The organism is Saccharothrix variisporea (genome assembly GCF_003634995.1).
Lineage (GTDB): Bacteria > Actinomycetota > Actinomycetes > Mycobacteriales > Pseudonocardiaceae > Actinosynnema > Actinosynnema variisporeum.
This window is the reverse complement of record NZ_RBXR01000001.1, coordinates 2,455,026-2,469,028: the sequence shown is the minus strand read 5'-3', so window position 1 is coordinate 2,469,028 and position 14,003 is coordinate 2,455,026. Positions and strand designations below refer to the sequence as shown.

At 69.8% G+C, this 14,003-nt stretch carries 14 protein-coding genes; 10 read left to right on the top strand and 4 right to left on the bottom strand.

Features of this window, described 5'->3' with window-relative positions; genetic code table 11:
- Positions 1–9 precede the first annotated feature (9 nt).
- The 9 genes from DFJ66_RS10735 to DFJ66_RS10695 all read left to right on the top strand — a co-directional run bounded on the left by DFJ66_RS10735 (position 10) and on the right by DFJ66_RS10695 (position 9,075).
- Entirely contained in the window at positions 10–1,668 is a 1,659-nt protein-coding gene (locus DFJ66_RS10735; RefSeq protein ID WP_121220369.1) for an ABC transporter substrate-binding protein, read from the top strand.
- The gene (locus tag DFJ66_RS10730) at positions 1,665–2,696 is read left to right on the top strand and encodes an ABC transporter ATP-binding protein (RefSeq protein WP_121220367.1); all 1,032 of its coding nucleotides are present in this window, start codon (positions 1,665–1,667) and stop codon (positions 2,694–2,696) included. The genes DFJ66_RS10735 and DFJ66_RS10730 overlap by 4 nt, the downstream gene beginning before the upstream one ends.
- Entirely contained in the window at positions 2,693–3,673 is a 981-nt protein-coding gene (locus DFJ66_RS10725) for an ABC transporter permease (RefSeq protein WP_121220365.1), read from the top strand. Before DFJ66_RS10730 ends, DFJ66_RS10725 begins: the two co-directional genes overlap by 4 nt.
- Positions 3,673–4,632, top strand: coding sequence for an ABC transporter permease (locus tag DFJ66_RS10720; RefSeq protein ID WP_121220363.1), 960 nt, complete (start codon positions 3,673–3,675; stop codon positions 4,630–4,632). The genes DFJ66_RS10725 and DFJ66_RS10720 overlap by 1 nt, the downstream gene beginning before the upstream one ends.
- Positions 4,629–5,630 carry an ABC transporter ATP-binding protein gene (locus DFJ66_RS10715; RefSeq protein ID WP_121220361.1) on the top strand — a complete coding sequence of 334 codons (1,002 nt, stop codon included), beginning with the start codon at positions 4,629–4,631 and terminating at the stop codon, positions 5,628–5,630. Before DFJ66_RS10720 ends, DFJ66_RS10715 begins: the two co-directional genes overlap by 4 nt.
- Before the next feature lie 16 nt (positions 5,631–5,646).
- On the top strand, positions 5,647–7,044 hold the full coding sequence (locus DFJ66_RS10710) for a GH1 family beta-glucosidase (RefSeq protein WP_121220359.1): 1,398 nt from the start codon (positions 5,647–5,649) through the stop codon (positions 7,042–7,044).
- A gap of 79 nt (positions 7,045–7,123) precedes the next feature.
- Positions 7,124–7,870 carry a DUF427 domain-containing protein gene (locus tag DFJ66_RS10705; RefSeq protein WP_121220357.1) on the top strand — a complete coding sequence of 249 codons (747 nt, stop codon included), beginning with the start codon at positions 7,124–7,126 and terminating at the stop codon, positions 7,868–7,870.
- 111 nt (positions 7,871–7,981) lie between these two features.
- Positions 7,982–8,599 carry a uracil-DNA glycosylase gene (locus DFJ66_RS10700; protein ID WP_121220355.1) on the top strand — a complete coding sequence of 206 codons (618 nt, stop codon included), beginning with the start codon at positions 7,982–7,984 and terminating at the stop codon, positions 8,597–8,599.
- Positions 8,600–8,847: 248 nt separating this feature from the next.
- Positions 8,848–9,075, top strand: a complete 228-nt coding sequence (locus DFJ66_RS10695; RefSeq protein ID WP_121220353.1) for a hypothetical protein — start codon at positions 8,848–8,850, stop codon at positions 9,073–9,075.
- 124 nt (positions 9,076–9,199) lie between these two features.
- Here DFJ66_RS10695 and DFJ66_RS10690 read toward each other — a convergent pair whose 3' ends face one another.
- The 4 genes from DFJ66_RS10690 to DFJ66_RS10675 all read right to left on the bottom strand — a co-directional run bounded on the left by DFJ66_RS10690 (position 9,200) and on the right by DFJ66_RS10675 (position 13,154).
- The gene (locus DFJ66_RS10690) at positions 9,200–10,186 is read right to left on the bottom strand and encodes an NAD-dependent epimerase/dehydratase family protein (RefSeq protein WP_121220351.1); all 987 of its coding nucleotides are present in this window, start codon (positions 10,184–10,186) and stop codon (positions 9,200–9,202) included.
- A gap of 60 nt (positions 10,187–10,246) precedes the next feature.
- Positions 10,247–10,996, bottom strand: a complete 750-nt coding sequence (locus DFJ66_RS10685; protein ID WP_121220349.1) for an NAD(P)H-binding protein — start codon at positions 10,994–10,996, stop codon at positions 10,247–10,249.
- An 83-nt stretch (positions 10,997–11,079) separates the two neighbouring features.
- Positions 11,080–12,078 carry a non-homologous end-joining DNA ligase gene (gene ligD, locus DFJ66_RS10680; RefSeq protein WP_121220347.1) on the bottom strand — a complete coding sequence of 333 codons (999 nt, stop codon included), beginning with the start codon at positions 12,076–12,078 and terminating at the stop codon, positions 11,080–11,082.
- A 26-nt stretch (positions 12,079–12,104) separates the two neighbouring features.
- Positions 12,105–13,154, bottom strand: a complete 1,050-nt coding sequence (locus tag DFJ66_RS10675) for an ATP-dependent DNA ligase (protein ID WP_211351068.1) — start codon at positions 13,152–13,154, stop codon at positions 12,105–12,107.
- A 121-nt stretch (positions 13,155–13,275) separates the two neighbouring features.
- On the opposite strand from DFJ66_RS10675, the gene DFJ66_RS10670 reads away from it, so the two are divergent.
- Positions 13,276–13,788, top strand: coding sequence for a DinB family protein (locus DFJ66_RS10670; protein WP_121220345.1), 513 nt, complete (start codon positions 13,276–13,278; stop codon positions 13,786–13,788).
- Positions 13,789–14,003: the final 215 nt, after the last annotated feature.

Here is a 14,003-nt window from a genome sequence, read left to right as displayed (position 1 = left end):
GGAGAACTCATGCGACTCAGGCGAACGTCCGCCCTCGCCGTCGCGGTAGCACTGCTGTTCTCGGCCGCCTGCTCCAGCAGCAACGAAGGCGCCAAGAGCGGTGGCAACGGTGTGCTCAACGTGGGCATGCCGAACGGTCCCCAGACCGAGAACAACAACCCGTTCCTCAACTCGTCGGCGGCCAGCTCCCTGGGCTACCGCAGGCTCATCTTCGAGCCGCTGGCGATGGTCAACGAGGTCAAGGTGACCGAGCCGTTCAAGCCGTGGCTGGCCACCAAGTGGGACTGGACCGACAACTACAGCAAGCTCAAGCTGACCATCCGCGACGGCGCGACCTGGTCCGACGGCAAGCCGCTGACGGCCGAGGACGTCGCCTTCACCTTCGAGCTGCTCAAGAAGAACCCCGGCCTGAACATCGAGGGCGTGCAGTACGGCGACATCTCCTTCGCCGGCAACGAGGTGACCCTGGGCTTCGCCCGGTCGCAGTTCGTGAACCAGAAGAAGATCATGGAGCAGTTCGTCGTCCCGAAGCACATCTGGTCGTCGATCTCGAACCCCTCCACCGAGACGCTGAAGAACCCGGTCGGCTCCGGCCCGTACGTGCTCAAGTCGTTCACGCCGCAGACGGTGACGCTGACCGTGCGCGACAAGTACTGGCAGGACCTGCCGCAGGTCAAGGAGGTCCGCTACACCTCCTACAGCGACAACAACGCGCAGACCACCGCGCTCGCCACCGGTGCCAGCGAGTGGTCGTTCGTGTTCATCCCGAACTACCAGGCCGTCTACACCAGCAAGGACCCGCAGCACTACAAGCTGTGGTTCCCGCCGGTGCTGGGCGTGCACGGCCTGTGGTTCAACACCAAGAGCAAGCCGTGGGACAACCCGGTCCTGCGCCGGGCGGTCAACCAGGTCGTCAACCGCGACGACATCTTCACCCAGGGCGAGGCCGGCTACTTCTACCCGAAGGTCGACAACATCACCGGCATCCCGACCCCGGCCGGCGAGTCCTTCATCGCGCCCGAGTTCAAGGACAAGACCGTCAAGGTCGACGTCGAGGCGGCGAAGAAGCTGTTGACCGACAACGGTTTCAAGTACGAGGGCGACAAGCTCAAGACGCCCGAGGGCGAGCAGGTCACGCTCAAGATGACCGTCCCGTCCGGCTGGTCGGACTACGTGACGGACCTGGAGATCATCAAGGACAACGTGACCAAGATCGGCGTCGAGGCCACGGTCGACCTCCAGAACGCCGACTCGTGGACCAAGGCCCTGGACACCGGCGACTTCCAGGCCGCCATGCACTGGACCAACAACGGCCCGACCCTGTACGACATCTACCAGTCCATCATGGACGGTGACCTCTACAAGCCGGTCGGCACCGGCGGCATCAACGGCAACTACGGCCGGTACGAGAGCGCCGAGGCCACCAAGGCGCTGCGCGACTACGCCAACGCGCCCGACGAGAAGACCCGCACCGAGGCGCTGTACGCGCTCCAGCGGCTGCACGTCAAGGACATGCCGGTGGTGATCACGTCCGCGGCCAACGGCGGCGGCCAGTACAGCACCAAGAACTGGACCGGCTGGCCGGAGGAGTCCAACCCCTACGCGCCCGCCCAGCCGACGCTGGAGAACGCGCTGGACGTCGTGATGCACCTGAAGCCGGCCGCATGACGACGGCACCACAGCCGACGGCCTCCGGGACCACCGACGTGGTCCTGGAGGCCGAAGGCCTGACCAAGCACTTCCCCGTGCGCAAACGGGGACGCGAACTGCTCTCGAAGACCGTCCGCAGCGTGCGCGCGGTCGAGGACGTGACGCTGCGGCTGCACCGCGGCCGGGTCACCGCGCTGGTCGGCGAGTCCGGTTCGGGCAAGTCCAGCGTCGCCCGGCTGCTGGCGCAGCTGCACCTCCAGACCTCGGGCACCATCAAGCTGCACGGGGAGGAGGTGCACGCCAAGGGCGGCCGGAAGTTCCGCGCGTACAGCAAGCGGGTCCAGATGATCTTCCAGGACCCGTTCGCCTCGCTGAACCCCGTGCACACCGTGCGCTACCACCTCACCCGCGCGCTGAAGATTCACGGCCGGGCCGGCAAGACGCCCCAGGACCTGGAAGAGGCGCTGTACGACCTGCTCACGCGGGTGCAGCTCACCCCGCCCGAGCGGTACGTGGACAAGTTCCCGCACGAGCTGTCCGGCGGCCAACGCCAGCGCGTGGCCATCGCCCGAGCCCTGGGAGCGGACCCGGAGGCACTCCTCGCCGACGAACCGGTCTCGATGCTCGACGTGTCCATCCGGCTCGGCGTCCTCAACCTCCTCCGCGACCTGAAAGACCGGCTGCGGCTGGCCATCCTCTACATCACCCACGACATCGCGTCGGCGCGGTACTTCGCCGACGAGACCTACGTGATGTACGCGGGCCGGGTGGTCGAGGGCGGCGACAGCGAGTCCGTCACCCAGCACCCCGCCCACCCCTACACCCAACTCCTGATCGACTCCGCCCCCGATCCCGACCGGCCGGCGGCCGAGGAGAAGGACGGCGGCACGGGTGAGCCACCGTCGCTGATCGACCCGCCGCCGGGCTGCCGGTTCCACCCGCGCTGCCCGCACGCGATGAAGATCTGCTCGGACCAGGTCCCGCCGCGCTTCGACGTCGGCGAGGGCCACTTCGCCGCCTGCTGGCTGTACGGGGAGGACCGGTGAGCTTCCTCCTCAAGCGGATCGCGTTCTACCTGTTCACCGCGTGGGCGGCGATCACGATCAATTTCTTCGTGCCGCGCCTGATCCCCGGCGACCCGGTGCAGGCGTTGATCACCAAGTCCCGCGGCCAGATGACCACCGAGGCCGTGCAGTCCCTGTACGTGCTCTTCGGTCTGGACAAGGACGAGAGCGTCGTCGAGCAGTACTTCCGGTACTGGGGCCAGCTCTTCCGCGGCGACCTGGGCCTCTCGTTCACGTTCTTCCCGTCCCCGGTGGCGGACGTGATCGGCGACGGCCTGCCGTGGACGGTCGGCCTGGTCGGCATCACCACCGTCGTCGGCTTCCTGCTCGGCACGGCCGCCGGCACGGTCGTCGGCTGGCGGCGCGGGTCGTGGGCGGACCTGCTGATCCCGGTGACGACGTTCGTGTCCTCGATCCCGTACTTCTGGCTCGGCCTGATCGCGATCACCCTGCTGACCGGCCCGGACAGCTTCTTCCCGGCCTCGGGCGCCTACGACACCGGGCTGGTGCCGGGTTGGGACTGGGAGTTCGTCGGCAGCACCCTGCGGTACGGCCTGCTGCCCGCCGCCACCATCCTGATCTCGTCCATGAGCGGCTGGATCTTGAGCATGCGCAACATGATGGTCACGGTGGCTTCCGAGGACTACGTGACCGTCGCCCACGCCAAGGGGTTGAGCGAGCGGCGGGTCATGGTCGGGTACGCGGCGCGCAACGCGTTGCTGCCCAACGTGTCCGGGTTCGCGTTGTCGCTGGGCTTCATCGTCGGCGGCACGCTGCTGGTGGAGATCGTGTTCTCCTACCCCGGACTCGGGTTGCAGCTGTTCCAGGCGGTCGGGGCGAAGGACTACCCGTTGATGCAGGGCATCTTCCTGATCATCACGCTGTCGGTGCTGCTGGCCAACTTCCTCGCCGACGTGGCCTACCTGGCGCTGGACCCGCGGACCCGGAGGGAGGGCTGATGGCCGTCGTACCCACCACGGTGGTGAGCGCGCCGGTGAAGCGGCGCAAGCTGCGGTTCGTGGCCAACCCGAAGGCCACCACGGGCCTGCTGCTCATGGGGTTCTTCGTGCTCATGGCGGTCGTCGGGCCGTGGATCGCGCCCTTCGACCCGTCCGAGCGCAGCGCCGACCTGTTGCAGCCGCCCTCGGGCAAGCACTGGTTCGGCACCACCCACCTCGGGCAGGACATCTTCAGCCAGGTCCTGGTCGGGACGCGGAGCGTGATCCTGGTCGGGCTCATCGCGGGTGTCGTGGCGACCGTGCTGTCCGTGCTGGTCGGCGTGACCTCCGGGTACCTGAGCGGGGCCGGCGCGGAGGGGTTGTCCGCGCTGTCGAACGTGTTCCTCGTGATCCCGGCGCTGCCGCTGATCATCATCATCACGTCCACCCTGCCCGACACCGGCAACATCACGATCGCGCTGGTCATCGGCTTCACCTCGTGGGCCTGGGGCGCACGGGTGCTGCGCGCGCAAACGTTGTCGTTGCGGCGCCGGGACTACGTGGAGGCCGCGCGGGCGACCGGCGAGTCGACGTGGCGGATCATCCTGTTCGAGATCCTGCCCAACCTGACCGCGGTCATCGCGTCCGGGTTCGTCGGCACGGTGATCTTCGCGGTGATCTCGGAGATCACGCTGGCGTTCATCGGCGTGTCCGACGCGGGCGGCTGGAACTGGGGCACGGTGCTGTTCTGGGCGCAGAGCCAGCAGGCGCTCGCGCAGGGCGCGTGGTGGTGGTTCGTGCCCGCGGGTCTGGCGATCGCGTTGCTGGGCACGGCGTTGTCGCTGGTCAACTTCGGCATCGACGAGTTCGTCAGCCCGCGCCTGCGCGGCGGCGGGAAGACCACCGTGAAGACCGCGGCCGGGCGGAAGGTCCGGATGCGCGTCGGGTTCACGCCGGTGCTGGGCGAGGAGGCCAAGTGAGCGACGCCGTGTTGGAGGTCCGCGACCTCAACGTGGACTACGGGCTCGGCGACGACGCCGTGCGCGCCCTGCGGGACGTGAACCTGACCCTGTACAAGGGCGAAGTCCTCGGGCTGGCGGGGGAGAGCGGCAGCGGCAAGTCCACCCTCGCCTACGGCCTGACCCGCTTGCTGCCGCCACCCGGGGTGGTGCGCTCCGGCGAGGTGTTCTACCACCGCGACGGCGGCGACCCGGTGGACGTGCTGCGGATGAGCCACGCCGAGCTGCGCCGGTTCCGGTGGGCGGAGACCGCGATCGTGTTCCAGGGCGCGATGAACTCGCTCAACCCGGTGCACCGGATCTCCACGCAGCTCACCGACGTGATCAAGGCGCACGACCCGCGCAGCACCCGGGCGTCGCGGCTGGACCGGGCGCGGGAGTTGCTGAACCTGGTCGGGATCTCCGCCGACCGGCTCGACAGCTACCCGCACCAGCTGTCCGGCGGGATGCGGCAGCGCGTGATGATCGGCATGGCGCTCGCGCTGGAGCCCAAGGTCGTCATCATGGACGAGCCGACCACGGCGCTGGACGTGGTGGTGCAGCGGCAGATCCTGCGCCAGCTCGTGGACCTGCGCGAACGGCTCGGGTTCTCGGTCGTGTTCATCACCCACGACCTGTCGCTGCTGGTCGAGTTCTCCGACCGGATCGCGATCATGTACGGCGGGCGGATCGTGGAGGAGGCCGCGTCCGCCGACCTGTACCGCGACCCGCTGCACCCCTACAGCCACGGCCTGCTCAACTCGTTCCCCGCGCTGCGCGGGCCGAAGCGCGAGCTGACCGGCATCCCCGGCTCACCACCCGACCTGCGCGCGATGCCCTCGGGCTGCGCGTTCCACCCACGCTGCCCGCGCGCAACGGAGCGTTGCGGTGTGGAGGTCCCGGTGCTCGGCATTCCCGGTTCACATCGGGACCGAACCGTGGCCTGCTTGCTGCATCCCGTTCACGACAACGGGTTCTGAACTCCAGAGGAGATCCATGGACACCACGGCGCCGACCGTCGGGAGCAACCCCGCGATCGACACCTTGCCCGCCACCTTCCGCTGGGGTGTGGCGACTTCCGCGTACCAGATCGAGGGCGCGGTGCACGAGGACGGTCGCGGACCGTCCATCTGGGACACTTACTGCCGGACGCCCGGCATGGTGCACGACGATGACAACGGGGACATCGCGTGCGACCACTACCACCGGATGCCCGAGGACGTGGCCCTCATCGCCTCGCTCGGCGTGGACACCTACCGGTTCTCCGTGGCGTGGCCGCGGGTCCAGCCCGGCGGCAAGGGCCCGGTGAACGCGGCCGGTCTGGCGTTCTACGACCGCCTGGTGGACGAGCTGCTGGGCAAGGGCGTGGACCCGTGGGTCACGCTCTACCACTGGGACCTGCCGCAGGAACTGGAGGACGCCGGCGGCTGGCCCGAGCGCGACACCGCCTACCGGTTCGCCGACTACTCCATGCTGGTCTTCGACGCCCTGTCCGACCGCGTCCGCACGTGGACCACGCTGAACGAGCCGTGGTGCTCGGCGATGCTCGGCTACTACGAGGGCAGGCAGGCCCCGGGCCGCCAGGACTTCGAGGCCGCCATCCACGCCGTGCACCACCTGCTGCTGGGGCACGGCCTCGCCACCCAACGGATGCGCGCGGCGGCGACCGCACCCACGGAGTTCGGCATCACCCTGAACATGGCCCACGCCTCACCGGCGACCGACAGCGAGGCAGACCGCGAGGCCGCCCGCCGCGCGGACGGCCTGTCCCGCCGGATCTACCTGGACCCGCTGCTGCGCGGCCACTACCCGGCCGACGTGGTGGAGGACCTGGCGGCGCGCAGTGTGAAGCTGCCGGTGAACGACGGCGACCTGGAGATCATCGCGCAGCCGATCGACGTGCTGGGCGTGAACTACTACTCCAGCCACCGCTTCTCGGGCGTGGACGAGGAGGGCCGCACGACCGACGCGTCCGGCCTGCCGGTCGACCGCACGGTCCCGTTCGGCCGTCCGGTGACGGCGATGGACTGGGAGATCGTGCCCGAGGGGTTCACGTCGCTGCTGGTGCAGATCAGCCAGGAGTACCCCGGGGTGCCGATGGTGATCACCGAGAACGGGGCCGCGTTCGATGACGCTTTCGCTGATGGTGGCGTCCAGGACGACGACCGGATCGAGTACCTGGCCTCGCACATCGGGGCGGTGGCCCTCGCACGGTCGCAGGGGGCGGACGTGCGCGGGTACTTCGCCTGGTCGCTGATGGACAACTTCGAGTGGTCGTACGGGTACGCGAAGCGGTTCGGCTTGGTGCACGTCGACTACGACACCCAGGTGCGCACGCCCAAGAGCAGCGCTTTGTGGTACCGCGACACGATCCGCCGGGTCCGCGGGCGGTGACTCGTGGGACGCCCCCGTCTTGATGGCGGGGGCGTCCTTTTTCCGGAATAACCCGGGGGTTTTCGGCGTAGCTCCGGGTATGAGCGAACGAGGGCGGGTGCGGGTCGAGCAGGGGTTGAAGCGGGTCAGGGCGTACCTGGGCGGGTCGGTGGTGGTGGACACCGTGCGGCCGTTCCTGGTGTGGGAGAAGCCCTACTACCCGACCTACTACCTGCCGGCCGAGGACGTGCGGGCGTCGCTGGTGGAGACCGGCGAGGTGCGGCGGTCCCCGAGCCGGGGCGACGGCGCGGTGTACGACGTGAAGGTCGACGGTGCCGTGGCCGAGGGGGCGGCGGTGCGGTACGCGGAGTCTCCGTTCGAGGAACTGCGGTCGCTGGTGCGGCTGGAGTGGGACGCGATGGACGAGTGGTTCGAGGAAGACGAGCCGGTGTACGTCCACCCGCGCGACCCCTACACGCGGGTGGACGCCCTGCCGAGCTCGCGGCACATCCGGGTCGAGGTGGGCGGGGTGACGGTGGCCGAGTCGTCGCGGCCGGTGGTGCTGTTCGAGACCGGGTTGCCGGCGCGGTACTACCTGCCGATGACGGACGTGCGGATGGACCTGTTGCGGCCGACCGACCTGCGGACCAGTTGCCCGTACAAGGGGACGGCCGAGTACTGGTCCGTGGTGGTGGGGGACGCGGTGCACGAGAACGTGGTGTGGGGGTACCGGACGCCGTTGGAGGAGAGCCGGCGGATCGCCGGGCTGGTCGCCTTCTACAACGAGAAGGTGGACATCTTCGTGGACGGCGTCCGCGAGGAGCGCCCGCGTACGCCCTTCAGTTGACCGGCTTTCCGCACACCTGCGGAAAGACACGGACCGTCAGGGGCGTGAACCGGTTCGACCGCCCGGACGGCGGATGGTCGCGTGGTGGGGACGCGTTGGACAGTCGGGTACGTGCCCACCAACGTGTTCCCCGCGGCGCCCAAAGGCCATCGCGATCCGCGGATCGTCCTGCGGAAGAAGGCGTTGCTCACCGCGCCGCACATGAAGCCGCTCACCGAGTTCGCCCAGAAGATCGCTCAGGAGCGCAAGGCGGAGGTACCGCTGTTCGACCCCGCCAGTGGCGGGATCAACGCGAAGGTGTTGTTGTTGCTGGAGTCGCCGGGGCCGAAGTCGGTCGCCAAGGGCGGGTCCGGGTTCATCTCGCTGGACAACGACGACCAGACGGCGGTCAACGGGTTCACCGCGATGGCCGAGGCGGGGTTGTCGCGGCAGGTGTGCCTGAACTGGAACGTCGTCCCCTGGTACTTGAGTGGGCACGCGCCCACTCCGGCCGACCTGCGGGCGGCGATCCCGTACCTGGTCGAGCTGCTGCGGATGCTCAAGAGCCTCAAGGCGGTGGTCGTACTCGGGACCCCGGCCGGGACCGGGTGGAACCTCTCCGGCAAGGGGTACGGGCTGAAGGTGTTCAACGCGCCGCACCCCTCGCCGCAGTCCATCAACCGGGACCGGGCGACGCGGTGGCCGCAGTTGGTGGAGGCGTTCCGGCAGGCGGCGGCGGCGATCGAGTAGGCGGGCGTCCGGCAGTCGGCGGACGGCGGGTCCACCGGGGGTCCACAGGGGGGTCCACCAGGGGTCCATAGGGCGCGGTGATGGCGGTGGCGGGGTTTCACAATCGGGTCGAGTGAGGTGCGAGCAGGAGTTCACGGAGTCGGAATCGGTACACCCGAGAATTTCCTCAGGGGTGTCGAATCCCGGCAGGCTGCTTCGTCGAACGGGTAGTAGGGACAACCCCGCCCCGACCCGGAAGGAGTACCGCCATGAACGCCACCACCACCGACCGCGACCGAGCCGTCCTCCGCGCCGTCGCCGCCGGCCGCTGCGCCTACGTGGCGGGCACCCTGCTGGTCGACGGACTGGCCTGCTGCGACCAGTTCCTCGGCCCACGCCTGGTGCGCGCCGGCCTCATCGTGGGCCAGGGCGGGGGTCCGGCCCGGTTGACCCCGGCCGGCCGCGCCGTCCTGGACGCGACCCCGATCGCCGCCTAGCACCGGGGCCACGCCGTGAGCCGAGGGCCTTGAGCAGAGTGCGTTCGCGTGGTCAGGCGAGGGCCTTGAGCAATGCGCGTTCGCGTGGTCAGCCGAGGGCGTCGAGCAATTCGCGCCGGCGCCGTCAGGCGAGGGCGTCGAGCAATTCGCGTTCGCGTCGTGCGCTCAGGCCCGCGTGCCTTTCCCGATCCAAGCCCTGCTCGCGTTCCCAGCGCAGTGTGTCGGTCAGGACCTCCGCCCGAGGCCGGTGCCGCAGTCCGGCGGCGAGGGCCGCGGACCCGTCCCGGGTCGACCACCCCTCCCAGCCCGGCTCGACCAGCCACATCGCCAGCGATTCGGGCCCCATGTACTGGGCCACGCCCTGGCCGAGCAGCCACTCCTTCCCGGCGGTGACCACCGGACCGGTGTGCCCGCCGACCGCCCGGGACAGCTCGACCCACTCCCCGAACGGGACGACCGGGCCGGTGGCGTTGTACGTGCCGGTGGTGCCCGTTTCCGCCGAGTCGAGCAACCAGGAGGCGAGGTCCCGCACGTCGACCACCTGGGTGGGTGCGTCCGGTGTGTCGGGGACCAGCATCGGGCCTCGCGGGTCGCGGGCGGCCCTGGCGACCCAGTAGCCCGAGCGCCCGGTGTGGTCGCCCGGACCACCGATGAGCCCGGCTCGCGCGATGAGCAAGCGGTCGCCCACGGCGGCCGTCGACGCCTGCTCGCACGCGACCTTCGCCTCGCCGTACAACCCCTGGTCGACCTCGTCCCGGTCGGTCGGCGTCAGCAGGGGCGCGGACTCGTCGGCACCCACGACGGCGTGGGAGGCGTAGACGTTCCCGGACGAGACGTACACCCAGTGCCCGGCCTTGCCGCCCAGCACGTCGAGCGCTCGGCGGACGAAGCCCGGCTGCCACGACACCTCGACGACGGCGTCCCACACCCGGTCGAGCACGGGGTCGTACGCGGACCGATCACGCCGGTCGGCGGCGACCAGTGCCGCTCCGCCCGCGACCTCTCCGCTCTTGCCGCGCGCGAGGCAGGTCACCCGCCTGCCGCGTTCGACCGCCTGCCGCGACAGCTCCCGGGCCACCCACGCCGTTCCGCCGAGCACAAGGATCTCCACACCGACACACAACCACCGCCGATCACCGCCCGGCCAGGCCGATCCGCTGTCAGCAGACGGTCAGCCGACCTTCCGCGCCCACTGCTCGAACGGGGTCGCCGGCCGTCCCAGGACGCGTTCGACGGTGTCGGTCACCACCGCGCTGTGCCCGGCCCGCGCCCACAGCACGCCGCCGCGCCACGACGGGTCGATCGTGGCCGGGTCCACGTCCACCACCTCGACCGGCCGGAACTCCCGCAGGACCGCCGCCTGCTCGGGCACGCTCAGCGCCTCCGGACCGGTCAGCGTGAGCACCTCGCCGCGGTGGTCGCCCAGCAGGGCCTCCACCGCGACCGCCGCGATGTCCGCCGGGTCGATCACACCGTGCTTGGCGTCGTCGGTCAGGTTGTAGACCGGGGTGCGCAGCATGTTGGTGGCGAAGGTCGAAGGCCGCAGGACTGTCCACTCCAAGCCACTGTCGCGCAGGGCTTCGTCGGCCGTGTGGTGGTGGGGTGCCAGGACGGAACCCTCGAACACCTCCCCGGTTCCGATGGCGGACAGCCGCACGATCCGCCGGACACCGGCTGCCTGGGCCGCCGCGAGGAACGCCAGATCGTCGTCGGGAACCGGGGTTTCGGGCGCGGTGACCAGGTAGGCGGCCGTGACACCGGTCAGCGCGGAGGCCAGGGAATCGGGGGAGGTGAAGTCGCCGCGCACGTCGTCTGGACGGGACGGGGTGCGGGTCATGCCCCGGACGGGCAGGCCGCGGTCGAGCAGGAGTCGGCGGACGAGACTGCCGGTGGTGCCGGTGACGCCGGTGATCAGGAACATGCGCCCAGCATCGCCGGCGGGGGACCCCGGCCGATTGGAAAAACCGGCACTACTTCTCCGTGCGAAGGGGACGACGCGCGGAGTCACTTCTTCGCGCGGCTCGGGGCGACGCGGGGCGGTTCGTTGGGCATCTTCGGGTACACGGGCGGCCAGGGCGCGTCCATCAGGCCGTTCTCCAGGTCCCGCCGGGACATCTCCAGCAGCGGCTCGATCGACTGCGGGCGCTCGGGCATGGCCTCCCACGGGTCCGGGCGGCCCGGCACGGTGGCGATGGTGAGCCGGTCCGGTTCGACGGACGCCAGTTCCTCCCACGAGATCGGCGTGGACACCTGCGCCCCGACCCGCGGCCGGACGCACCACGCGCCGAACACCGTCTTGTGCGGGGCGTTCTGGTTGAAGTCCACGAACACGCGGGACCCGCGCTCCTCCTTCCACCACTGCGCGGTGATCTGCTCGGGGTGGCGGCGTTCCAGCTCACGGGCCAGCGCCACGGCCGCCGCGCGCACCTGGTAGCCGTCCCACCTCGGTTGCAGGGCGACGTAGAGGTGCAGGCCGCGCGACCCGGTGGTCTTGACGTAGGCCTCGATGCCCAACTCGGCCAGCAGCGACCGGGTCAGTCGCGCGGCCTCTCGCAGTTGCGGGAAGTCGACACCGGGGGAGGGGTCGAGGTCCACGCGCAGCTCGTCGGTGACCTCCGGGCGCTCGGCCCGGACCGGCCACACGTGGAAGCCCAGGCAGCCGATGTTCACCGCCCACAGGACGTGCCGGATGTCGGCCGCGACCAGGGCCTCGCTGGTGGTGCCGTTGGGCGTGGACACCGTGGTGGTCTCGAGCCAGTCCGGCGGCGACTTCGGCACCCGCTTCTGGAAGAACGACTTCCCGCCCGCGCCCTCCGGGTACCGCTCCATCAGCAGCGGACGGCCGCGCATGGTCCGCAGGAGCGGTTCGGCGACCGAGACGTAGTAGTTGACCAGGTCGAGCTTGGTCTCGCCGCGCTGCGGGAAGAACACCTTGTCCGGGCTGGTGATGACGACACCCTCGACCTCGGTGGCAGCCGCGTCGCTCGCAGCCGTCTTGCTCACAGCCGTGTCGCTCGCATCTGTGTCGCTCACAGCCCGAACACCTCCGCCAGCTCGGCGGGCGGTGCCTCGTCCAGCTGCTCGTAGGTGCAGGAGTCGGGCGTCCGGTCGGGGCGGAACCGGACCAGCCGGGCGGTGTGCCGGAACCGACGGCCCTCGACGTGCTCGTACCGGACTTCGGCGACCAGCTCGGGCCGCAGCGGTTGCCACGCCATGTCCTTCGTCGGCGCCCACCGGCTCGCGGCACCCGGGGTGCGGGCGTCCACTTGCGCCCACTCGCCCCATGGATGGTCGTCGAGCGCGTTCTCCCGGTAGGGCGCGAGCTCGTCGACCAGCTCGCGGCGACGCGCGGCGGTGAAGCTGCTCGCCACACCCACGTGCTGCAACCGGCCGTCGTCGTAGAGCCCGAGCATCAGCGACCCGACGCCCTCGCCGTCCTTGTGCCACCGGAACCCGGCGACCACGCAGTCCGCCGTGCGCTCGTGCTTGACCTTCCACATCACCCGTTTGTCCTGCTCGTAGGGCAGGTCGGTGCGCTTGGCGACGACCCCGTCGAACCCGGCGCCCTCGAAGCGGGTGAACCAGTCCTGGGCGACGTCCGGGTCGTCGGTCGCCGGGGTGAGGTGGAGGCCCTTCGCGGGGCGCAGGGCCTGTTCCAGCAGCTTGCGGCGCTCGCCGAAGGGCGTGGCGGTCAGGTCCCGGTCGCCCAGCGCGAGCAGGTCGAACGCCACGAAGTCGGCCGGCGTCTCGGCGGCGAGCTTCCGGACGCGGGATGCCGCCGGGTGCAGGCGGAGCTGGAGCAACCCGAAGTCCAGGCCTTCGGGTGTGACGATGACGATCTCCCCGTCCACCACGCACCGCTCCGGCAGACCCTGTTTGAGCAGCTCCACGACCTCGGGGAAGTACCGGGTCAGGGGCCGGTCGTTGCGCGAGCCGAGCTCGAGCTCGTCCCCGTCCCGGAAGACGACACAGCGGAACCCGTCCCACTTGGGCTCGAACACCAGACCGTCCCCACGCGGCACCTCGCGCACGGCCTTGGCCAGCATCGGGCGGACGGGCGGCATCACGGGCAGGTCCACGCAGGGGAGCGTAAGCCGGGAAGGAGATTTTCACTCGACTTCCGCATTGAGGACACGAGTTGACCGCAATGCTCCGTAGTGTTGACCACAACGACGAGGACGAGGACGAAGGACGGACCCGATGACCACCGCAACGCTCTCTGCCGAGAAGCTCTCCGCGGAGAAGACCGACCTGCTCAGCACGCTGGCCAAGCACCGCGGCTTCCTGAAGTACACCGTGCAGGGCATCACCGAGGAGCAGGCCCGCGAGACGCCGACTGCGAGCGCCCTGTCCCTGGGTGGCTTGATCAAGCACGTGCGGACGGTCGAGGAGAGCTGGATGCGCTTCGCGGTGGGTGGCGCGGAGCTGATGGAGAGCGAGCAGGCCGACTGGGAGAACGGCTTCCGCCTCACGTCCGAGGAAAGCTTGGCGGACACCCTGGCCGCGTACGAGGAGACGGCCCGCAAGACGGACGCCCTGATCGCGGAACTGGACCTCGACACCGCCCACCCGCTGCCCGAGGCACCCTGGTTCGCGAAGGAGTCGTGGACGGTTCGTCGGGTTCTGCTGCATTTGATCGCTGAGACGTCCCAGCATGCCGGGCACGCCGACATCATCCGCGAGACCCTGGATGGGCAGAAGACGATGGGGTGAGCCATGCGCTGCGGGCTCTGAAGATCGAAAGATCAAAAGATGAAAAGCGGCGCTCGCCGCGCGGCAGGCCGCCAGCGGGGGGTGAAGGGCGTCGGTTCCCCCGCCGTATGGCCTGGCGGAGCCAACCACACTTCGGGCCGGGTGCCGCTAAAACTTTTTGCTCGTTCCTCGCAAAAACTTTTGGCTGCACCCGACCCGAAGTGTGGTAGCCCTTC

Coding starts and splice junctions, on each gene's coding strand:
- DFJ66_RS10695 (WP_121220353.1), top strand. CDS start 8,848: ATGAACGCCACCACCACCGACCGCGACCGAGCCGTCCTCCGCGCCGTC.
- DFJ66_RS10730 (WP_121220367.1), top strand. CDS start 1,665: ATGACGACGGCACCACAGCCGACGGCCTCCGGGACCACCGACGTGGTC.
- DFJ66_RS10735 (WP_121220369.1), top strand. CDS start 10: ATGCGACTCAGGCGAACGTCCGCCCTCGCCGTCGCGGTAGCACTGCTG.
- DFJ66_RS10685 (WP_121220349.1), bottom strand. CDS start 10,996: ATGTTCCTGATCACCGGCGTCACCGGCACCACCGGCAGTCTCGTCCGC.
- DFJ66_RS10720 (WP_121220363.1), top strand. CDS start 3,673: ATGGCCGTCGTACCCACCACGGTGGTGAGCGCGCCGGTGAAGCGGCGC.
- DFJ66_RS10710 (WP_121220359.1), top strand. CDS start 5,647: ATGGACACCACGGCGCCGACCGTCGGGAGCAACCCCGCGATCGACACC.
- DFJ66_RS10705 (WP_121220357.1), top strand. CDS start 7,124: ATGAGCGAACGAGGGCGGGTGCGGGTCGAGCAGGGGTTGAAGCGGGTC.
- DFJ66_RS10670 (WP_121220345.1), top strand. CDS start 13,276: ATGACCACCGCAACGCTCTCTGCCGAGAAGCTCTCCGCGGAGAAGACC.